This is a genomic window from Paenirhizobium cremeum (assembly GCF_047553425.1).
GTDB classification, from domain to species: domain Bacteria; phylum Pseudomonadota; class Alphaproteobacteria; order Rhizobiales; family Rhizobiaceae; genus Allorhizobium; species Allorhizobium cremeum.
Window position 1 is genome coordinate 247,410 of sequence record NZ_CP180218.1, and the last position, 21,377, is coordinate 268,786.

Genomic DNA, 21,377 nt, shown 5'->3' on the forward strand with positions numbered 1-21,377 from the left:
TCGATGTCTCCCGCTAGGTTCGGATGGAAGCCCGCGCGGCGCTCTTGGCGCCCGTCGCGACCTTGACGATTTCTTCCGCTGCCCGCGTCACGCCTGCCGCCTTGCGCATGCCCGCCGCATTGGCCTTCAGCCGTGCATGCATGTCCCTGTCGCCGAGCAGCCCCTGGATCGCTCCGGCGAGCTCTGCCTCGCTCCAGCCGTAGCGGTCGAGTTTTCGGCCGACGCCGGTTTCGGCGGCGCGCGTCGCATTGTCATGGCCATCCCAGCAATAGGGCATCACAAGCGAGGGTACGCCGTAATAGAGCGCCTCGCAGAAGGAATTGTTGCCGCCGTGATGGATGAACAGGCTTGCCTGCTCGACCACGGAGGGCTGCGGGAACCAGCTGTCGATGAAGACGTTGTCGGGCACCTCGCGATATTCCTCCCGCCAGTTGCCGGCATTGACGAGGAAACGGAAGGGCAGGGTGGCAAAGACGGAAATCATGCGCTTCGTCATGTCCACGTCCATGGCGCCGAGCGAGCCGAAGCTCGTCAGCACCAGCGGGGCCTCGTTGTGGCTTGCAAAACGCGGCGGGGTATAGGGCGCCTCATGGCGTACGCAGCCATCGAGGAAGACGAACCGCGCGGGATCGAGAGGTTCGCGACGCCGATGCCGGATGATCTCGGGAGCAAGCAGCAGGTTCAGCCAGGGCGAGGGATCGAGGAAGATCGGCGCCGCCGGGGCCTTCAGGCCGCAATCGGCGAGGAAGGCGGAAAAACGCCTGTGCGCGGGGGAGACCGCTCTTTCGTAACGCGCGGAAAAGATCGTCCATGCGGCACGGTCGTCCTCCCCGCAGCCGGAAAGATGGGGCGGCACATCCCTGTCCGGGATTTCGGTCTCCGCGCAGGAGACGACGCGGACCCAGGGCACGCCGGCGTTCGCGATTGCCGGAAACATGACGACGTTGTCGAGCACGATCGCATCCGGTTTCAGCCGCCCGAGAAGCTGGCGCAGCGGTTCCTCGACGCGCATGGCGGTATCGACGATCGCGTCCCAGGTCGGGCCGACATAGCTTTCGACCTGTTCGAGCGGCGTCTGCCGGAAGGCATCCTTATGGCGCTCGATAAAGTCGTTCCAGTCCGTCGGTGCGCCGGCTTCGGCCTCGGCGAGCTGATATTCCGGGAAGCCGTATTCCGCGAAAACGCCGCTGAAACCGGGATGACAGAGAAAGACCGGGCGATGGCCCATGCGCCGCAGTTCCTGGGCAATGCCGACGCAGTTCAGCGCCGCGCCGTAGCTCGCTTCGGGAAAGAGGGCGATGGTCTTTGCTGGCGCCATGGAGGACTAACGCGCGACGAGCTTGAAGGCGGGAGGGACGCCGCGACCGGCAAGCCGGGGGCGCTGGGTCTGGGAAAGCTGTATATGCACACGCATGAGATCGGCGGCAAGCTCCATCTGGCCGCGCTCGATCTGTTCGAGGATCTGGATGTGTTCGAGGTTGGACTGCATGAGGCGAAAGGCGTTGATATGCACGGCCGGAGGCATCGCGCGCCGGCGCCGGTGATGGTTGGTGAGCGCCTCCGCCATGAAGGGATTGCCGCAGGAGCGGGCGATCAGCAGGTGGAAATCGAAATCCGTGCGGTCGAAGAGTTTCCGGTCGAATGTCGTCTCGTTCATGCCGCGCAGGATCAGCATGGACTGGCGCAGCGCCGTCATGGCCGGGATATCCCGTTTGAAATCGGGCAGCGTCAGCGCCAGCGGTTCGGTCGCCAGGCGGAACTCGTAGCTCTTGGCGGTCGCGTCGCCGCTGATGGCGAACTGCTTCAGCACCCATTGCTGGCCGGAGCCGCGTTCCGCGAGACTTTCCTCCGCCAGTTTCATCAGCGCATTTTGTACCGTCTGCCGCGAGACGTCGTAGCGGCGCTGCAGGGCGGCGACCGTCTGGCTTTCGCTGATGCGCCCGGCCGAGAGATCGCGCAGGATCGCGGCATAGATTTCGTTTTCGCCTTCGCCTTCCGACGTGTCCTCAAGACGCGCCGTGGCGACGGGATCGACCGCCAGAAGATAGCCGCCATCGGCGTCGGCCGTTACCAGTTCGCGCTCGGCAAGTATCTGCAAAGCCTTGCGTATCGGGGTTCTGGACACATTACAAAGGGAGGCTAGGGCCTGTTCCGCAAGCCGCTCGCCGGGATGCATGCCGCGCTCGCTGGCGACATCCAGTATTTTTTGCGCCAGTTCGACATGGCGAAAATTGGTGCGTTTCGGTTCCTGGCTCATCGGCGGCAACGGCTCTCCATAGCCGTGCATGCTGCCCTTTACGCCGCAGTTTAGCAAGTCCGTCCGCGCCGCTTTTCATTTCCGCACACAAAAATGCACGATCCCTATTGACGTATTTTTTTTATAAATAATACTGCCATGCGACTGGGAATGAGACCGGAGAACCGGCGCGCCCATCAAAGAGGCTGGAACAATCGAAACAAGGGAGTCTTCCGTGAAAGCGAAGAACGGACTGACTGCGACCTCTGCGGCCGCGGTGCTTCTTGCTGCAAGCCTTGCGGCTGGCGCGGCATCCGCCGCCGATCTCGTCATCTCGAACTGGGATGGCTACATGGCCCCGGATATCGCCGATGCCTTCAAGGCCGCGACCGGGCTGGAGATCGAGGTGGTCAACCACGCCACCAATGAAGAGATCATGGGCAAGCTGATGGCGAGCGGCGGCAAGGGCTACGATATCGTCTTCGTCTCCTCGCCGTTTGCGGAAATCCTGAACGGGCAGGGGCTTGCGGAGCCGATCGACAAGGCGGCCGTGCCGAATCTTGCCAATCTCTATCCGGAAGCGACTACGCTCGCCTATGACCCGGGCAACACGTTCTCGGTTCCTTACACCTGGGGCACGACCGGTCTCTGCTACCGTTCCGACCTCGTGCAGAGCACGCCGGACAGCTGGCTGAACCTGCTCCAGCCGACCGACGCGCTGAAGGGCAAGACCACCATGCTCGCGACCGACCGCTGGCTGATGGCGGCGGGCGAACTCGCCAAGGGCTATTCCGTCAACGAAAAGGACCCGGCCAAGCTGGAGGAGGTGAAGAACCTCCTGATCGAGGCGAAGAAGACGCTGCTCGCCTATGACGACACGACCTTCTATTCGAAACTCGTGTCCGGCGAGGCCTCGCTGGTGCATGCCTGGGACGGCTGGTGCAACTACGGCATCGGCGAAAACAAGGACATCAAGTTCGTCGTGCCGAAGGAAGGCTCCGACCTCTGGATCGACACCATCGTCGTGATGAAAAGCTCCGAGCACAAGGATGCCGCGATGAAGTTCATCAACTTCATCCTCGACGCCAAAAACCACGCCTGGGCCGCCCAGAACATTCTCTACAAGGTGCCGAACAAGGCTGCCATGGAAAGCCTCGACAAGGCGCTTGCCGAGCAATATCCGAACATGGCCATGGCGCCCGCCGATCTCGTCAAATACGAGCTTCTTCGCGATCTCGGTTCCGCGCAGAAGGACTATTCCCGCATCGTGAGCGAGATCAAGGCCGCGAACTGACCGGTTGATCCTTCCATGGCGGCGGATGGTTTCCGGCCGCCATGGGCCGTCATTCATTCATGAACCATCGATGAGCGAAAGCCGGGCCTGGCTTCGCCGGAGTATGCCTTTGTCTTTCAACGCCGCCAGACCGAACCTGCTCGCCGCGCCCGGCGTCGCCTGGCTCGTCGCCTTCATGGTGGTGCCATGCGTGCTCGTCCTGAGCTACGCCTTCTTCGAACGCGGCGTCTGGGGCGGCGTCGAATATACGTTCACGCTGGAGAATTTCGCCCGCGTCGCCGATCCGCTCTATGCGAAGATCTTTCTCAACTCCGCCCGCATCGCCCTGACGGCGACGGTGATCGCGATCCTCATCGCCTATCCGGCCGCCTATGCGATCAGCCGCGCGCCGCGCTTGACCCAGCCGATCCTGCTGTTCTTCGCGGTGCTGCCCTTCTGGAGCAATTACCTGATCCGCACCTATGCCTGGATCGTGCTGCTCAACCGCGAGGGCCTCATCAACAATCTGCTGCGCTCGCTCGGCTATACCGGCGAGCCGCTATCGATGCTCTACACGGAAGCCGCCGTCATCACCGGTCTCGTCTACAACTACCTGCCCTTCGTCATCCTCGCGATCTATTCGACGCTGTCGCGGCTGAACCCGGAGCTGATGGAGGCCTCGCGCGATCTCGGGGCCGGGCCGGTACGCACCTTCCTGCGCGTGACCCTGCCTTTGACCATGTCCGGTGTCGCGGCGGGCGGTGTCTTCGTCTTCGTGCTGTCGATCGGCAATTTCGTCACGCCGGCACTCCTTGGCGGCGGCCGTTTCCAGATGGTCGGCAATCTCGTCTACGACCAGTTCCTGACCGCCAATGACTGGCCTTTCGGCGCGGCTCTCGGTGCTGCCCTGATCGCCACGATGATCGTGCTGCTTTTGGTTCAGGCGCGCGCCACCGCCCATGCTTCCGGCGAGCGGAAAGCGGAGGTGGCGCAATGAACGCCACATTTTCCGGTAAGCTGCCGGGCCGCATCGTCCTGCTGCTGGTTTTCGGCTTCCTCTACCTGCCGATTGCCGTCCTGGTGCTGCTCTCCTTCAACGACAGCGGCCTGCCGACGTCCTGGTCCGGTTTTTCGACCCGCTGGTACGGGGCGCTTCTTTCCAACACCGATATCCTGCGCGCGGCCTGGAATACGTTGATCGTCGCCGTCTTCGCCACCGTGGTCTCGACGGTGCTCGGCACCCTTCTGGCGCTCGGCATGGAGACACGGCGGCGCAGGAGCAACGGGCTGGAGGCGCTCGCCTTCGCGCCGATGGTCATCCCCGATATCGTGCTGGCCGTGGCCCTTCTCACCTTCTTCTCCCGGCTTGGCCTGACGATGGGCTTGCACACCATCGTCATCAGCCATGTCATCTTCGACCTTGCCTTCGTCTGCTCGGTCGTGCGCGCCCGGCTCAAGCATTTCGATTTTTCCATCGTCGAGGCATCGCGCGATCTCGGCGCCTCCGGCTGGACGACCTTCTGGCGCGTGACCTTCCCGGTCCTGCTGCCCTCGATCGTCGCCGGCGCGCTGCTTGCCTTCACGCTTTCGGTCGACGAGTTCATCATCGCCTTCTTCACGGCGGGCGCCGGCCGCTCGTCCATCACCCTCCCCATGCAGATCTATTCGATGATCCGTTTCGGCATCACGCCGGAGGTCAACGCGCTCGCCACCATCGTCATGGCGGTCAGCGCGACGGTGCTCCTGATCTCGCAATGGCTGAACAGAGAACAGCAGGCCCCATGAGCAATTCACCGATCCTGCGCATCGAGAGCGTCGCCAAGACCTTCGGGCCGATCACCGCCGTCGACAGCATTTCGCTCGATATCCGCGAGAACGAATTCTTCGCGCTGCTCGGTCCCTCGGGCTGCGGCAAGACCACGCTCCTGCGCATGCTCGCCGGCTTCGAGACGCCGAGTGCGGGCCGCATCCTGCTCGATGGCAAGGACATCTCGCCGCTGCCGCCGGAAAAGCGGCCGCTCAACCTGATGTTCCAGTCCTATGCGCTCTTCCCCCATATGACGGTGCGGCAGAACCTTTCCTACGGGCTCGAAATGGAGCGCCTGGACAAGGCCGAGATCCGCCGGCGTGTCGACGAGACGCTGGCGATGACGGACCTGACGCAGTTTGCCGAGCGCAAGCCGGAACAGCTTTCCGGCGGCCAGAAGCAGCGCGTGGCGCTCGCCCGCGCCCTGGTGAAGCGCCCCAAGGTGCTGCTTCTCGACGAGCCGCTCGGCGCGCTCGACAAGAAGCTGCGGGAAAAGATGCAGCTCGAACTGAAGCGCATGCAGCATGAGGCCGGCATCACCTTCATCATCGTGACCCACGATCAGGAAGAGGCGCTGGTCATGGCCGACCGCATGGCGATCCTGAGGGATGGCCGCCTTCTGCAGGTCGGGGCGCCCGAAGAAGTCTACGAGCGGCCGGCCGACCGCTTCGTCGCAAACTTCATCGGCGTGATGAATTTCATCGACGGCACAGTCGGCACGGATGGCCTCTTCGAGGCCGGTGGCCTGCGGCTTGCGATGGCGGATGCGAGGCCGGGCGCGGCGACGCTTGCCGTCCGGCCCGAGAATGTCGCGGTTGCGGCCTCCGGCGGCCTGCCGGTCGCCGGCGTGATCGCGGAGATCGCCTATCACGGCCTCGACCGCGTGCTGCACGTCAAGACCGCTGCCGCCGAGACGCCGCTTCAGGTTCGCGTGGCGGCCAGCGGCGCGGGTGCCTGGCGGATCGGCGACACGCTGAGCCTCGGCATCGACCCGGCGAAATGCCGGCTCTTCCAATAAACGAGAACAGGGGAACACCATGTCCAAGACAATTGCATTCTTCCCGGAGGCGGCCTTCGGCCCGGCGCTGAACTCGGTCGGCATTGCCCAGGCCGTCGAGGCGCTCGGCCACAAGGCCGTCTTCCTTTCCGATCCCGGTTTCGTCTCGGTCTATGAAGGATATGGCTTCGAGGCCCATCCGGTGAACCTTTCGGAGCCGATGCCGCCCGAGCAGATGGCGAAGTTCTGGGAGGACTTCATCAACGGCCACATCCCGAATTTCCGCAAATCGCCCTACGACCAGATCGACAACTACGTGAAGGACTGCTGGACGGCGATCGTCGACAGCGCCAAATGGGCGCAGAAGGACCTGCCGGGCGTGCTGGCGAAGATCAAGCCGGACCTCATCTGCGTCGACAACGTCATCCTCTTCCCGGCGATCAAGCAGTTCGGCAAGCCCTGGGTGCGCATCATCTCCTGCTCGGAAAACGAGATCGAGGACCCGAAGATCCCGCCCCATCTTTCCGGCTGCGGCGAGAAGGACTTTGCCTGCCATGCGGCCTATCGCGATCGTTTCAACGCGGTCATCAAGCCGATCCACGACGACTTCAACGGCTTTCTTGCGGAGAATGGAGAGGCGGCCTATCCGATCGGCCAGTTCTTCGAGGCCTCGCCCTTCATGAACCTCCTGCTCTACCCCGAGCCGGTGAAATTCGACCGCGAACATCCGCTCGATCCGAACCGGTTCCAGTATCTCGAGGGCTGCGTGCGCAAGGAAAAATCCTATGAGGTGCCGAACTTTGCCGAAAACAACGACAAGCCGCTCCTCTATATTTCCTTCGGTTCGCTCGGCGCCGGCGATACGGACCTCCTGAAACGCCTGATCGCGACCATCGGCAAGCTGCCCTACCGGGCGCTCGTCAATGTCGGCGATTACAAGGATCAGTACGAGAACCTGCCGGGCAATGTCGTCGTCGACAGCTGGTTTCCGCAGCCCTCCGTCATTCCGCAGGTCGACGCCGTCATCCATCACGGCGGCAACAACTCCTTCACCGAGTGCCTTTATTTCGGCAAGCCGGCGATCATCATGCCCTATGTCTGGGACGGCCACGACAATGCCACGCGCGTCGACGAGACCGGCCACGGTTTCAAGATGCCGCGTTACGACTGGACGGATGCGGATCTCGCGGAAAAGCTCGATGCCTGCATCAACAGCCCTGCGATGAAGGCGAAGCTTGCGGCGACCAGCGCCCACATGCAGGCACGGAACGGCCCGCAGAAGGCGGCCGGCATCCTCGATGAACTCGTGAAGACCGGTGCCTATAATGGTTGATACCACCCAATCCTCGGCGCCGCATATCCATAACGCGACGACCTTTTCCGATCTCGTGGACTGGGGTGACCAGCCGGACAGCCTGGAGGGTCGGTCTCATTCCTCCGGCCGGCTGGTATTCAAGGGGCCGAACAACCAGCCGGAATCCGGCATCTGGGTCTGCACGCCGGGCCGCTGGCGGCTTTCCATTCCGCGTGATGAGTTCTGCCATTTCGTCGCGGGCCGCGCGGTCTACCGCTCGGATGCCGGCGAGGTGATCGAGGTGGAGCCGGGCACCGTCGTCATGTTCCCCGGCGGCTGGACGGGCGAATGCACCGTGATCGAGACCATGCGCAACATCTACATGCTGGTCTGACCGACCGATAAAACGAAAGGAAACATCCCATGACCGCGACACCCCTGATGCGCAAGCCGCTCGAGGAAACCGACCTCAAGGACTGGGGCGTGATCCCCACCATGATCGAAGGCGAAAGCCGCACCTCCGGCAAGGTCATCTACAAGGGACCGAACGGAGAATCCGAAAGCGGCCTTTGGGTCTGCACGCCCGGAAAGTGGTTCTGCCACGTCACCAGCGACGAGTTCTGCCACTTTCTCGAGGGGCGCTGCACCTATGTGCATGAGAGCGGCGAGGTGATCGAGATCACGCCGGATACCGCGGCCTTCTTCCCGAAGGACTGGAAGGGCGAATGCACCGTCCATGAGACGGTGAAGAAGGTCTACATGATCCGCTGACAGGTTCAGCGCTCGTCCCTTCATCTGCCTGCAGGCACCTTCTCTCCGAAGAGGAGAAAGGGCGAGCAAACTTTCCGACCCGCAAAGTGCCAGGGAAATGACCGTTATGTTCAATCCAGCCCAACCCGTTTTCTACCGGCATCCCGCCTATATTCCGGGCGGGGGCGAGCGCCATGCGGTGATCGATCCCGCGACGCTTGCGACCGTCGGCCGCTTTGCCGATACGACGGCCGCCGAGATGGAGGCGGTGCTGGACGCCGCAACCGCGGCGCAGCGCGGCTGGAAGCGGCTCGATGCGAAGACGCGCGCCACCGTCCTGCACCGTATCGCCAACCGCATCGAGGCGACCGACATGCGGCGCTGCGCGGAACTGATGTCGCGCGAGATGGGCAAGCCCTATCCCGAGGCGATCGGCGAGGTGGCGAACTGCGCCGGCGCCTTCCGTTATTTCGCCGAGATGGCGCGCGACGAAGCGGGCAAGGTTGCGGGCACCACCCAAGCCGGATCGTTCCAGCATGCGCGCTACGAGGCGCTCGGCGTCAGCGTGCATATCATGCCGTTCAATTTCCCGATCCTGCTGATGTGCTGGACGGTTGCGGCCTCGCTTGCCTCGGGTAACGCCTGCATCGTCAAGCCTGCGCCCGCAACGACGCTTTCCACGCTCGAATTCATGACCGTGTTCGAAGCTCTGCCGGAAGGGCTGATCGCCTGCCTTCCGGGAGGCGCCGAGCTTGCCGGCGCGCTGATCGCTTCGCCGAAAACCCATGCCGTCGCCTTCACCGGTTCGGTTGCCGCCGGCAAGGCGGTGGCCATGGCCGCCGCGGCGCAGATGAAGCCGGCCGTGATCGAGGCGGGCGGTTCCGACCCGATGATTATCACCGCGAACGCGCCGCTCGACGTCGCGGCCCCCGGCGCCGTCACCGCCGCCTTCCACATGTCCGGACAGGTCTGCACGTCGGCCGAACGGTTCTTCGTCGTGGATGCCGTGCATGACGAGTTCGTCGGGAAATTCGTCGCCGAGACGAAGCGGCTGCGGATCGGCAACGGGCTCACCCGTGCCGAGATCGGCCCGCTGGTCAGCGAAACAGCAAGGGCCAAGGTCATCCGGCTGGTGGAAGATGCGAAGGCCAAAGGGGCTAAGGTTGCGATCGGCGGGAAGATTCCCGAGAGCGAACCGACCGGCTGGTTCTATGAACCGACCATTCTCACCGGGTGCACGCCCGACATGGCGATCATGCGGGAGGAGTGCTTCGGTCCCGTTGCCGCCGTCATGCGGGTCAGGGATTTCGACGAGGCGATCGAACGCGCCAACGACAGCGAGTTCGGCCTTGGGGCTTCCGTCTTCACCACCTCGCTGGAGGAGGCCATGGAGGCTGCCGACCGGCTGGAGGCGGGCATGGTCTGGGTCAACAATCCGTTGATCGACAACGACGCCCTGCCTTTCGGCGGCTGGAAGAAATCCGGCCTCGGGCGGGAGCTGTCGAAGCTCGGCCTCGATGCATTCAGGCGCTCCAAGATGGTCATCATCGACCACAAGCCGGCGGTGCAGGGCTGGTGGTATCCCTATCCGGACGACTGGTTCTACGAAGAGGGCGGGCGCAAGCACGTCTGAAACATGCATGCAAAGGAAAGATCAATGATTATCACCCTTCTCGGCGGCGCAGGCTTCATGGGCGCGGGCATCGTGCGCGACCTCGTTTCGGACCGCGCCATCATCGACATCGGGACCATCCGCCTCTGCGACGCCTCGCGGGAGAAGATGGAAGCGCTGGCGAACGATCTCGGCGACCCGCGCATCGCGCTGGTCGATCTCGACGTAACCGATGCCGAAGCGTTGAAAGCGGCGATTGCCGGCGCCGATCTCTGCATCAACTGCGTGCCGACCCTGCTCGGTTTCCAGATGACGATTTTCGAGGCGGCTCTCGCGCTCAAGGTGCCATACATGGACCTTGGCGGCCTTGGCACCTATACCGTCAAGCAGCTTGCCGAACATGAGCGTTTCAAGGCGGCCGGCGTGCCCGCCGTCATCGGCTGCGGCGCCGATCCCGGCATGTCGAACGTCATCTGCCGGGCGGTTGCAGACGAACTGGACGAGATCGACCGGATCAATCTCTACTGGGCCGCCGAACTGGTCGGTGACGAAAACCCGGTGCTGGTGCCGCCCTACAGCGTCTCGACGGTGCTGGCCGAATACGCCCATCCGAGCACCCAGTTCTACGACGGAAAGCATGTGGAATGCCCGCCGATGAGCGGCAGCGAATTCCTCGATCTGCCGGAGCCGTGGGGACGTTGCGAATTCATGCATTCGCCCCACTCCGAACAGCTTACCGTTCCGCTCGCCGACGGCATCCGGGAAAAAGGCATCCGGGAATTTTCCTGGAAGCTGCATCTGCCGCATCGGGAGCACGAGGCCTGGGTCGGGCTGGTCAAGGCGGGCTTCGGCGATTTCGACGAACCGGTCGAGATCGGCGGCGTCAAGGTGAAGCCGCTCGACGTTCTCAACAAGGTGATCGAACGCAATATCCGGAAGAACGCCGGCAAGATCCCGACGCAGGACAGCCACGAAATCCATTTCGCCATCGGCCGGGGCCGCAAGGATGGCGTCGAACGCACCGTTCGCGTCGACGTCACGGTTTCGCCCGATGACATGTATGGTCCCTATGTCGACGCCTGCACGTCGATGAACGCCTCCATCGCCGCGCAGCTCATTCTCGCCGGACCGAAGAAACCGGGCGTGCATGCGCCGGAAAGCTATTTCGATGTGGAGACCTATTTCCCCGAACTGGAGAAACGGAAGTTCCGCATCGCGAAGTCCGTCACGTAAGCGAAGCCCCGCCCGGCTCGCTTCCGGCGGTTCGGAGGCTATTGCCTGACGACGATGCGCGCCTTGTAGGGAACCCGCTCGTAGAGATCGAGAACGTCCTGGTTGATGAGGCGCACGCAGCCGGACGACACCGCCTTGCCGATGGAACGCCAGTCCTTGGTGCCGTGCAGACGGTAGAGCGTGTCCTTTCCGTTCTGGAAGATATAAAGAGCGCGGGCGCCAAGCGCGTTGTCCGGACCGGGTTCCTGGCCGCCGTTCTCGATCGAGTATTTGGCGAGTTCCGGCTGGCGGGCGATCATTTCCGCCGGCGGCTTCCAGCGCGGCCATTTCTGCCGCCAGTGGATGACGCCCTCGCCGGACCAGGCAAATCCCGCCCGTCCGAGCCCGACGCCGTAACGCATAGCGGTTCCGCCCGGTTCCGTGACGTAGAGGAAGCGGGACGGCACGTCCACGACCACGGTGCCTGGCGGTTCGCCGGTGGTGTTCTCCACCCGCTGCCGATAGAACTGCGGATCGATCTGCCGGAAGGGCACTTCGGGAAGCTGATGGCCGCCATCCTCGAGCGCGGCGTAACGGGCTGCCATTTCCTCTTCGCTCGGCGGCCCAACGGGGCGGCGAACCGGTGTGGGCGAAACCGCGACATTGGGCGCCGGGGTCGTGGCGCAGCCGGCAAGCGCAGCCGTTGTCGCGAGCGACCCGAGCAGAAAGCCTCGGCGCCGCAAGAGGATATGGCCAGAAATCATCCGTTCTCTCGTTTGTTGAATTGCCGCTGCCCCTTCCCTGTCGGAGGAAGGCGCGCGGCGGGAATCGAAGTCGGCGATGCTTACCACCGATCGCAGCCCAGGATGCAAGGGTAAAATTGCCAAACGGCGGGAACACCACTCCGCCCGCCCGTTTTAACCCGTTATTAACCATAAGAGGTTTCTACTGGACCAGGAATTGGGCGCAGGTGTTGCATGTTTCGCAAAGCGCTTCCCTTCTTCTTGTATGTTCCAGGGATTTCGTCTTGCTCGCAGACTTCTGCTCACTGTCGAGGCTCGTCTCGACCCTGTCGGTGGTCGCGGCGCTTGCCGGCTGCTCCAGCAGCGGGAGCGTGCGCCAGACGAACGGGCCCGAACTCATGCAGAAGGAAGAAGCCCTGGTCATGCCGCCGCCCGGCGGGCCGGCCATCGTCGGGGTGGTCGGACGCGCGCGCGGCAATGGCGAACAGCAGACGGTCCACCTCGCGACCTCTTCCTCCGTTCCCGGACAGAATTATTTCCGGATCGAGTTCCATGGCGGGTCGGGCGCTGCGGACGCCCCTGCCCTCGCCTATCGCACGCTGAGCGAGGCAAGCCTGCGTCGCGAGATGGCCGCGGCGATCCCTTCGGCGAGGCTCGTACGCTCCTCCGAGTTCCTGCAGAATGCCTACGGCCCTTTCGGTTACGCGGCGGGCCGGGGCGCCAGCGGCGATGCCTGCCTCTATGGCTGGCAGCAGATCCGCTCGCGCAGCACCTCCGGCGGCATCGGCCGGGATTTCGGAATGATCCAGATCCGGGTGCGGCTCTGCGACAGCCATGCAACCGAACGTCAACTTTTGAATGTCATGTATGGCTATACGGTCACGGGCAGTTTCGCCGGCGAGATATGGAACCCCTATGGCCGTCCCGGCGAGGTCGACAGCCGCATCGGGCAGACGGGAAAGCCCATCTATCCTGCGGCCGATGCGCCGCCGCAGGCCATGACCTTCGGCTATTCCCCGCCTGCCCGGACATTTCGGCCGGCCGTACCGGAACGCATGGCGGATGCCGGCGGGGAAAGCGCTCCCGCAGCGGTTACCCGCATCGAAGGTCCGCGCGTGCCGCTTCCGGAACCGGGAGCGGTTGCGGCGCAGGCGGTTCCGTCTCCGGCCCCGGCGGCCGAGGCCGGCAAGGTTGCGGGCGCAGCGGCGGTCATCGTTCCTTCGCCCGATTGCATAGGCGCGACAGTCATGAAGGCTGCGTGCACCAATAAAGGCTATTGAAACCGGCCCATGGGTCGGCCTTTTTGCCGAAGGGATGTCAATGCTCGTAGCCCGGAAGATGATTTTATGGGCCGTCATTTCAGTGTGCATGATCGGGGTGATTACCCTTCCGGTCAGCCTTCAGGCACAACTGATCTGCAGCCTGGCCGTGGTCACGCTGATGGCCGTCATCAAGGTTCTGAAAGCCGGCGGCAAATGGCGCCTGATCGCGCTCGCCCTCGGCACCTCGATCGTGCTGCGCTATGTCTACTGGCGGACGACCGAGACGCTGCCGCCGGTCAACCAGCTCGAAAACTTCATCCCCGGCCTCCTGCTCTATCTCGCGGAAATGTACAGCGTCATGATGCTGGCGCTCAGCCTTTTCATCGTCGCCATGCCCCTGCCCTCCCGTTCGGCACATGCGCTCGACAGAACGCGGCTGCCGACGGTCGACGTCTTCGTGCCGTCCTATAACGAGGACACGGTGCTGCTCGCCAATACGCTGGCTGCGGCCAAGTCGATGGATTATCCGGACGACAAGCTCACGATATGGCTGCTCGATGACGGCGGCACGCAGCAGAAGCAGAACTCCGCCAACATGCGCGAGGCGGAAGCCGCCGTGGCGCGCAGCCGGCAGCTTCGGGCGCTTTGCGCCGAACTCGGCGTCAATTACCTGACCCGCGAGCGCAACGAGCATGCCAAGGCCGGCAATCTCAATAACGGCCTGAAGCATTCGCAGGGCGAACTTGTCGCCGTGTTCGACGCCGACCACGCGCCGGCCCATGATTTCCTCATGGAAACCGTCGGTTATTTCGAGGACGACCCGAAACTGTTTCTCGTCCAGACGCCGCATTTCTTCATCAATCCGGACCCGCTGGAAAGAAACCTGCAGACCTTTGAATCGATGCCGAGCGAGAACGAGATGTTCTACGGCATCATCCAGCGCGGTCTCGACAAGTGGAACGCCGCCTTTTTCTGCGGCTCGGCGGCCGTGCTCAGCCGCAAGGCGCTGGAAACCACCGACGGCTTCAGCGGCATCAGCATCACCGAGGATTGCGAGACGGCGCTTGCGCTGCACAGCCAGGGCTGGAACAGCATCTACGTCGATAAGCCGCTGATCGCCGGCCTCCAGCCGGCGACATTCGCAAGCTTCATCGGACAGCGCAGCCGCTGGGCCCAGGGCATGATGCAGATCCTGCGCTACCGCTTCCCGCTGTTCAAGCGCGGCCTGACGCTGCCGCAGCGGCTCTGCTACATGTCGTCCACGCTGTTCTGGCTCTTCCCCTTTCCGCGGACGATCTTCCTGTTTGCGCCGCTGTTCTATCTGCTCTTCGATCTCGAGATCTTCACCGCCTCCGGCGGCGAATTCCTCGCCTACACGCTCGCCTACATGATCGTGAACCTGATGATGCAGAACTATCTCTACGGCTCGTTCCGCTGGCCGTGGATTTCAGAGCTCTACGAATATATCCAGACGGTCCACCTGCTGCCGGCCGTTATTTCGGTCATGCTCAATCCGAGCAAGCCGACCTTCAAGGTCACGGCCAAGGACGAGTCTGTTTCGGTCAGCCGCCTGTCGGAAATCGGCCGGCCCTTCTTCGTGATCTTCGCCGCGCTCTTCGTCGCTCTCATCGTTGCGGCCTACCGGATCTATACCGAGCCCTACAATGCCGACGTGACGCTGGTGGTCGGCGGTTGGAACCTCTTCAACCTCATCATGGCCGGCTGCGCGCTGGGCGTGGTGTCTGAACGCAAGGACCGGGCGTCGTCCAGGCGTTTCAGGGTCGGACGCCGCTGCGAGTTCGGCGTCGGAGACGAATGGTTCCTGGCCTCGATCGAAGACGTTTCCGCCGGCGGCGTGCGCGTTCAGGTCCTGAGCCGGGATATTCCGGGCATGCGCGAGGGCGGCCCGGCCATGGTCCGCTTCAAGCCGCATCGCGGCGAGGAACAGGCCCTCCTTCCCGTGACCGTCCGCCATGCCACGGTGAGCGGCGATGCGGTGATGGTCGGTTGCCAGTACGCACCGGCCAGCGCAGGCGACCACCGCTGGATCGCCGACCTCATTTTCGCCAATTCCGCCCAATGGAAGGAGTTCCAACAGGGACGACGGCGCAATCCGGGGCTTCTCCAGGGCACCATCTGGTTCCTCGGCCTTTCGATGTACCAGACCAGCCGCGGCCTGGTCTATTTCCTGCGCGGCATGCGGAGGGCTCAGGCATGACCGTCAAGCTTTCCCGCCTCGCAAGCGCCTGCGTGATCCTGTCGCTGCTGTCGACGATTGCCGACGCACAGGAAACGGCGCCCTTCGATATGACGCCGGAGCGTCCGCCGGAGAGCACGCTTCCGCCCGTTCCGCAACTCGTCTTTCCGCCGCCCGCCGACGAGGCGGGCCCGGCGTCGCCCCCCTCCCCTCTTCCGCAGCCGCCGGACGAAGTTCCCGCGGAAACCGTCCGGCGCAAATATGTCCTGCCGGGACCGGAATTTACCCTCGCCGGCGAATACGACCGGAGAACGTGGTCGGTCTACCTGACGGAAGCGGAGGCGAGCGGCCCGGCAAAGCTGCGGTTTGCCTATCAGAATGCGGTCGTGGTTGCGCCGGAAGCTTCGGAACTGACGGTCGCCATCAACGGTCATCGCCTCGCCGCCGAGAATATTTCCTCGCCGGACGCCGTCCGCAGCGTGGTCTTCGACATCCCGCGCGCCATCCTGCATGCGGGCGCCAACCAGATCGACATCCGCGCATCGCAGCGTCACCGCACCGATTGCGACGTCCGTTCGACCTATGATCTGTGGGCGACGCTGGACCCGAAGCAGACCTATCTCGAATTCGGGGGACCGCCGGCGGAGGCGACCTCGATCGGCGAGACTGTGCGCGCCATCGGCTTCGACGAGGCCGGCGGCACGACGTTCCAGATCCTGATGCCGGCGCTCGGACAGCCGGGGGTGACCTCCCCGGTCATGCGTCTCGTGCAGGGGCTCGCGCTGATGTCCGGCATGCCCAACCAGAGTTTCGCCTTTTCTGCCTCGGAAATGCCCAAGGCAGGCCCCGGAAGGATGGGGATCGTCATAGGCACCGCCGCCGAGCTGCAGCCGGTCTTTCCGAACCTTCCGGCGGCGGCCGGCGTCTCGGCCATCGCGACGGTGGTTCCCGATGCGCAAGGGGCAGATCAGCTCGTCCTCTCCGGTCCTTCGTGGGAGGCGATCCGTGGCGCCATAGACACGCTCGTTCAGGCGACCGGGCAGCCTGCCGATGTCCGCCGGGACGTTATCTCGACACAGCGCTGGGCCGTTCCCGATGCGCCGCTCTTTTTCGGCGGCGAGAAGGTCGCGCTATCGCAACTCGGTGTCGAGACGGTGGATTTTCCCGGGCGAAGACTGCGGGTCCGCTTCAACATCGCCGTGCCGGCCGATTTCTACGCCAACGCCTATGGCGAGGCGGTGCTGCTGCTGGATGCCGCCTTTGCCAGCAACGTTAAGCCCGGTAGCCATATAGACGTCTATATCAACGGCAATATCGCTTCCACCGTTCCGATCACCTCGTCGCATGGGGGCATTCTCCGGCATCTTCCGATCAAGGTGCCGCTCAGGCACATCAGGCCGGGGGTGAACGCGATTGCCATCGAGACGGTGCTCCTCGCTCGCGAAGACGAGGAATGCATGCCCGGCGCCACCGCCTCAAAGGAACCCCGCTTCGCCCTGTTCGATACGTCGGAATGGCAGATGCCGCGGTTTGCGCGCATCGGCAGCAACCCGAACCTTTCCGCGCTATCGGGCGTCGGTTTTCCTTATAATCAGTCTGCCGATCCGATCGTGCTGTCGGTCGACCGGTTCGACGCGGATGCGATGAGCGCCGCCGCGACGGTGCTCGGACGTCTGGCCCTGGTCTCCGGCCGGTTGGTCCCGGTGGACGTCGCCGCGAATGCGAGCGCGGTCGGCGAGCGCAATGCCATCTTTCTCGGCACGATGTCGCAAATGGCGCCTAAGGTACTGACGCAGCTCGGCATTTCCGCAACGAGCGCAATGGCGTGGCGCACCGACGGCCGGGTGGAAACGCAGGTATCGGATACCGCGACCACCTTCGACCAGTGGCGCTCGCGCGTCAGCGGCGGCGCCTGGCGCGGCCAGATCAGCGCGCTGCAGGAATGGGTGAGCCGGAATTTCGACCTCTCCTTCGCCTCGCTGCAGTTCTTGCCGCAGTCGGAACAGGAATTCGCGCCAACCGCGCGCCAGAGCTTTCTGGTCGCGCAATCCGAAAGCCCGCAGGGGCTCGCAGCCTGGACGGTGATTGCCGCCCCCACCTCCACCGACCTTCGGGACGGCGCCACCGCGATCGCGCGCGAAGTCAACTGGGGCCGCATCGCCGGTCGCCTGACCCTGCTCGACCGCACCGGCGCGGTGTCTTCCCTTCCCGCCAACCGCTTCGGCTTCGTCCAGACGGTTCCGCCGTCGCTCGGCAATTACCGGCTGATCGCCGCGAACTGGCTCTCGACCAATATCCTGTCCTATGCGGTTGCCTTCATCGCCCTGTCGCTGCTGCTCGGCATCGTAACGGCGTCGTTGCTTTCCAGCACGGGACGCAGGCGATGAGACGCCGTGTCCTTGCCTCCGCTGCCCTCGCCCTCGCCCTCGCATTGCCGGCGAATGCCGCCGAACCGCGCGTCCGCGCCGACGAGTGGGCGCTCTACAAATCCCGCTTCCTCGATGCGAGCGGCCGGATTGTCGATAACGCCAACGGCAATGTCAGCCACAGCGAGGGACAGGGCTACGGCCTGCTGCTGGCCTATCTCGCCGCCAGCCCCACGGATTTCGAGCAGATCTGGTACTTCACCGAGACCGAGCTGCTCCTGCGGGACGACGGGCTTGCCATGTGGAAATGGGACCCCGCCTCCACCCCGCATGTGAGGGACCCGAACAACGCCACCGATGGCGACATACTGATCGCCTATGCGCTGGCCATGGCCGGCGCCAGCTGGAAACAGCCCGATTACATCGCCGCGGCCGCGCGCATCGCCAAGGGCATTCTCGACGAGACCGTCGTCGTTTCGGGCGGGCGGACGCTGCTGCTGCCCGGCGTATCCGGATTCTCAGCCGGCGAGCGGGAGGACGGGCCGGTGGTCAATCCGTCCTACTGGGTGTTCGAGGCCCTGCCGGTGCTCAATCTCCTCGCCCCATCGGAGAAGTGGACCCGTCTGTCGCAGGACGGGGTCGCCCTTCTCTCCTCGCTGCAGTTCGGCCCTGCCAGGCTGCCGGCCGATTGGGTGAGCCTGAAGCGGCAGCCGCAACCCGCCGCCGGCTTCGATCCGGAGTTTTCCTATAACTCCATCCGGATACCGCTCTATCTGCTGCGCGCCGGCATCGATGACGCCGCGTTGCTGCGGCGGCTGCAGGCGGGCATGACGGCGGGTACGGGCGTGCCGGCTATCGTCGATCTGCCGAGCGGCAGGCCCAAGACCGTGCTGGATGACGATGGTTATCAGATCGTTAACCATATTGTGGCGTGTGTAATGGATGGAACGAAACTGCCGGCGGCGGCTCTCCGTTTCGAGCCGGAATATTATTATCCGTCCACCTTGCAACTGCTGGGGTTGGCATTCGTCAGGGAGAACCACGCGGAGTGTCTCTGAAACTGTCATTGTCGATACTCTCGGCAGCCGCGGTGGCAGGTAGCCTTGTCACCGTGGTGACGGACGGCAGTACTCCGCAACCGCTGCTCTCGGCGAACGGCGCAGCCGGCGAGCGGCAGGCGCGGCTGCCGGGCATGACCGCCCAGATCGACCCGGAGGCTATCGCCGAACAGATCCGTGCGACCAAGCAGGCGCGCAACCGGGATGCCGCACCCGTCGAGCCTTTCACCGTCGAGGGAGGAGGCGAGCCGCTGCTTTCGGCCCAGGCGCCCGCGGCGGATGCGCCGGCAGCAAACGCTCCCGCAGAGACCGGCACGCCCCCCGCCCCCGCCCCCGCTCCTGCCCCCGACCTCAGCGCGCTGCGTTATTTCGCCAGCCGGGGGGACACCGCGCGCCTGCAGGCGGAAATCGCCCGCTTGAGGGCGCTCTATCCGAACTGGACGCCCCCTTCCGATCCCCTGTCCATTCCCGTCGGCGGCGACAGGCAGCTCGAAGCCATGTGGCAGCTCTATTCGCAGGGCCGCTATGCGGAGGTCCGCCGGGCGATTGCCGAGCGGCAAACGGCGGAGAAGGGCTGGCAGCCTCCCGCCGACCTGATCGAACGGCTCGCCGTCGCCGAGGCGCGCACCCGGCTGGTGAATGCCTCCGACCTGAAACAGTATGCGACGGTCATTGCCATCGGCGCTGCCAATCCCAGCCTGCTCAACTGCAGCGATGTCGACGTGCTCTGGCGGGTGGCCGAGGCCTTCGTCCTGACCGACCGGGCGCAGCGCGGCGTCGACGCCTATGGCTATATCCTCAAAAACTGCACCGATCCGCAGCAGCGGATCGCGACCGTCCAGAAGGCGGCGGCTCTGTTGCCCTATGGCGAGGTGCAGACGCTGATGGCCTTCGAAAAGACCGGCGCCGGCGGCGCGCGCGAGTTCGATCCGCTGCGCGACGATCTCGCCCGCCGCTTCGTGGCCGATGCCAACGACAAGCCCGAGCTGACGATCGCGGCGGATTATCTCGACAGGCTGCGCGGCCTGGCGGAACGCGAGGGTCTTGCTTCGGACAGCCTTCTTCTCGGCTGGTACTATCTGCGCCGCAACGACATGGCCGAGGCGGAGAAATGGTTCCGCGCGTCCCGCCAGAAGCAGGATACGGCGTCGGCCTCGCAGGGGCTGGCGTTGGTGCTGATCGCCCGCGACGCGCCCGCCGAGGCGGAGGACGCCATGTATCGCTGGCGCGACGCATCGGAGGAGGCGGCGGCGACCTATCTCGCCACCACGGCAAACCTTCTGGCCGGGGACCCGCCCCCCTCCGTTTCCGCCGAGGTGCTGCAGCGCGTGGCGACGACGGTGCTGGAGAAACATTACGTGCCGACGGCGCAACAGCTCGGCTGGTATGCCCGTGCCTTCAATCAGTGGCAGACGGCCGCCCGCTGGTTCGAGACGGCCCTGCAATGGAAGCCGGACGACGAGCCGTCCGCCTATGGTCTCGCGATTACCCGGCAGCAGCTGAACGACCGCGCCGGCGTGCGGGAGATCCAGGCCGCCTGGGCCGGCCGATCCGAGCGCATAGCACATCTTGGAATGCTCACGGGCCGCACCGCGGCAAAGGCGACCGATCCCGCGACGGCAGCTCCGGCCGGAGAGGCCCCGAGGCGTGAGGCCATGGCCGGGGAGATCGCAACGTCCCCCGCCGGTCCGGCAGAAGGCACTTCCGTGCGGCAACCGGCAAAGGCCGGCCGGCGGGCGGGGTGCTCGGTGACCGGCAGCGCTGCCGGATTGGCGCCCGCCCAGGCGGTGGCGCGCGGCTGGTGCCTGATGGACATGAACCGGCCGCTGGAGGCCGCCGAGGCTTTCGAGATCGCGCTGGCGAGCAATTCGACCGCCATCCGCGAAGACGCCGCCTACGGCCAGAGCCTCGCCTATCTGCGGCTCGGTCTCACCGGGAGCGCGGCGGTGGCGGCGAGCAAAGCGCCGCAGAGGCCGGAGCGATCGGTGGAACTGCAGATCGCCATTCTCTCGAACAGGGCGATTTCCGCCTTCGATTCCGGACGCTATCGCGAGGCCCTTGTCTATCTGGACCAGCGCAGCATGCTGAAGCCCGAACCGACGGACCTGATGATCCTGCGGGCCTACAGCCTGATGAACCTCGGCCGGCCTGGCGATGCCCGCCGTATCTTCGAGGCGCTGGCCGAGACCGGCAACCGCGACGCCATGCGCGGCCTTGCCGACATGGCCGGCTCCTCGCAGCATTGAGGGCTTCGAGGCGCGGTGTCGTCCGGTCCTTTTCCGTTTATCGCGGCCATGAAAAACCCCGCCGGAGCGGGGCTTCTTTTTCTGACGTCGACGCCGTCATGGCCGTCGACTAGGGCGTGATCCCCGACAGGGCGAGAATGGCAAAGATCATCAGTGCCAGTCCCGTCACGCCAATCAGTCCGTAATCCGGCGCAGCCTTCATGCTGTCCTCCTGTTTGAATGGCAGGACCAGCTTTATATTTCTAAAATCCAATGTAAATGGTCCGGCGGAAATAGAAAAGATACCGGTTATCAATCGGTTAAAGCACCCCTGCCGGGAGGCAT

General features: G+C 64.3%; 17 protein-coding genes. 14 read left to right on the plus strand and 3 right to left on the minus strand.

What is annotated here, in order from left to right; genetic code table 11:
- Positions 1-13: 13 nt before the first annotated feature.
- Both ACLBKR_RS21410 and ACLBKR_RS21415 read right to left on the minus strand, forming a co-directional pair.
- On the minus strand, positions 14-1,318 hold the full coding sequence (locus ACLBKR_RS21410; protein WP_414901943.1) for a glycosyltransferase: 1,305 nt from the start codon (positions 1,316-1,318) through the stop codon (positions 14-16).
- A 6-nt stretch (positions 1,319-1,324) separates the two neighbouring features.
- A complete protein-coding gene (locus tag ACLBKR_RS21415) occupies positions 1,325-2,257 on the minus strand; it encodes a GntR family transcriptional regulator (protein WP_414901945.1) in 933 nt (310 codons plus the stop codon).
- A 214-nt stretch (positions 2,258-2,471) separates the two neighbouring features.
- Here ACLBKR_RS21415 and ACLBKR_RS21420 point away from each other — a divergent pair, with 214 nt between their 5' ends.
- From ACLBKR_RS21420 to ACLBKR_RS21460, 9 genes are all read left to right on the plus strand, one after another.
- On the plus strand, positions 2,472-3,530 hold the full coding sequence (locus ACLBKR_RS21420; RefSeq protein WP_414901947.1) for a spermidine/putrescine ABC transporter substrate-binding protein: 1,059 nt from the start codon (positions 2,472-2,474) through the stop codon (positions 3,528-3,530).
- Between the two features lie 103 nt (positions 3,531-3,633).
- Positions 3,634-4,506 carry an ABC transporter permease gene (locus tag ACLBKR_RS21425; RefSeq protein WP_113448120.1) on the plus strand — a complete coding sequence of 291 codons (873 nt, stop codon included), beginning with the start codon at positions 3,634-3,636 and terminating at the stop codon, positions 4,504-4,506.
- Complete coding sequence (locus ACLBKR_RS21430; RefSeq protein WP_113448101.1) at positions 4,503-5,294, plus strand: ABC transporter permease; 792 nt, start codon at positions 4,503-4,505, stop codon at positions 5,292-5,294. Before ACLBKR_RS21425 ends, ACLBKR_RS21430 begins: the two co-directional genes overlap by 4 nt.
- Positions 5,264-6,334, plus strand: a complete 1,071-nt coding sequence (locus ACLBKR_RS21435; RefSeq protein WP_414901950.1) for an ABC transporter ATP-binding protein — start codon at positions 5,264-5,266, stop codon at positions 6,332-6,334. The genes ACLBKR_RS21430 and ACLBKR_RS21435 overlap by 31 nt, the downstream gene beginning before the upstream one ends.
- Positions 6,335-6,353: 19 nt before the next feature.
- Complete coding sequence (locus ACLBKR_RS21440) at positions 6,354-7,646, plus strand: glycosyltransferase (RefSeq protein ID WP_113448103.1); 1,293 nt, start codon at positions 6,354-6,356, stop codon at positions 7,644-7,646.
- Positions 7,639-8,001, plus strand: a complete 363-nt coding sequence (locus ACLBKR_RS21445; RefSeq protein WP_112829621.1) for a cupin domain-containing protein — start codon at positions 7,639-7,641, stop codon at positions 7,999-8,001. The genes ACLBKR_RS21440 and ACLBKR_RS21445 overlap by 8 nt, the downstream gene beginning before the upstream one ends.
- A 29-nt stretch (positions 8,002-8,030) precedes the next feature.
- Complete coding sequence (locus ACLBKR_RS21450) at positions 8,031-8,378, plus strand: cupin domain-containing protein (protein WP_112829622.1); 348 nt, start codon at positions 8,031-8,033, stop codon at positions 8,376-8,378.
- A gap of 97 nt (positions 8,379-8,475) precedes the next feature.
- The gene (locus ACLBKR_RS21455; RefSeq protein WP_113448104.1) at positions 8,476-9,990 is read left to right on the plus strand and encodes an aldehyde dehydrogenase family protein; all 1,515 of its coding nucleotides are present in this window, start codon (positions 8,476-8,478) and stop codon (positions 9,988-9,990) included.
- A gap of 24 nt (positions 9,991-10,014) precedes the next feature.
- On the plus strand, positions 10,015-11,202 hold the full coding sequence (locus ACLBKR_RS21460; protein ID WP_113448105.1) for a saccharopine dehydrogenase NADP-binding domain-containing protein: 1,188 nt from the start codon (positions 10,015-10,017) through the stop codon (positions 11,200-11,202).
- A 38-nt stretch (positions 11,203-11,240) separates the two neighbouring features.
- Here ACLBKR_RS21460 and ACLBKR_RS21465 read toward each other — a convergent pair whose 3' ends face one another.
- Positions 11,241-11,945, minus strand: a complete 705-nt coding sequence (locus tag ACLBKR_RS21465; protein WP_113426399.1) for a L,D-transpeptidase — start codon at positions 11,943-11,945, stop codon at positions 11,241-11,243.
- Positions 11,946-12,208: 263 nt separating this feature from the next.
- On the opposite strand from ACLBKR_RS21465, the gene bcsN reads away from it, so the two are divergent.
- The 5 genes from bcsN to ACLBKR_RS21490 are packed head-to-tail and all read left to right on the plus strand — an operon-like array spanning position 12,209 to position 21,053.
- A complete protein-coding gene (gene bcsN, locus ACLBKR_RS21470) occupies positions 12,209-13,204 on the plus strand; it encodes a cellulose biosynthesis protein BcsN (protein WP_414901954.1) in 996 nt (331 codons plus the stop codon).
- Between the two features lie 40 nt (positions 13,205-13,244).
- On the plus strand, positions 13,245-15,404 hold the full coding sequence (bcsA, locus tag ACLBKR_RS21475; protein WP_113448122.1) for a UDP-forming cellulose synthase catalytic subunit: 2,160 nt from the start codon (positions 13,245-13,247) through the stop codon (positions 15,402-15,404).
- Complete coding sequence (locus ACLBKR_RS21480; RefSeq protein ID WP_113448106.1) at positions 15,401-17,770, plus strand: cellulose biosynthesis cyclic di-GMP-binding regulatory protein BcsB; 2,370 nt, start codon at positions 15,401-15,403, stop codon at positions 17,768-17,770. Before bcsA ends, ACLBKR_RS21480 begins: the two co-directional genes overlap by 4 nt.
- Positions 17,767-18,807: a glycosyl hydrolase family 8 gene (locus tag ACLBKR_RS21485; protein WP_113439151.1), complete on the plus strand. Its 1,041-nt coding sequence runs from the start codon at positions 17,767-17,769 to the stop codon at positions 18,805-18,807. The genes ACLBKR_RS21480 and ACLBKR_RS21485 overlap by 4 nt, the downstream gene beginning before the upstream one ends.
- On the plus strand, positions 18,804-21,053 hold the full coding sequence (locus tag ACLBKR_RS21490) for a cellulose synthase (protein WP_414902077.1): 2,250 nt from the start codon (positions 18,804-18,806) through the stop codon (positions 21,051-21,053). The genes ACLBKR_RS21485 and ACLBKR_RS21490 overlap by 4 nt, the downstream gene beginning before the upstream one ends.
- Positions 21,054-21,377 lie beyond the last annotated feature (324 nt).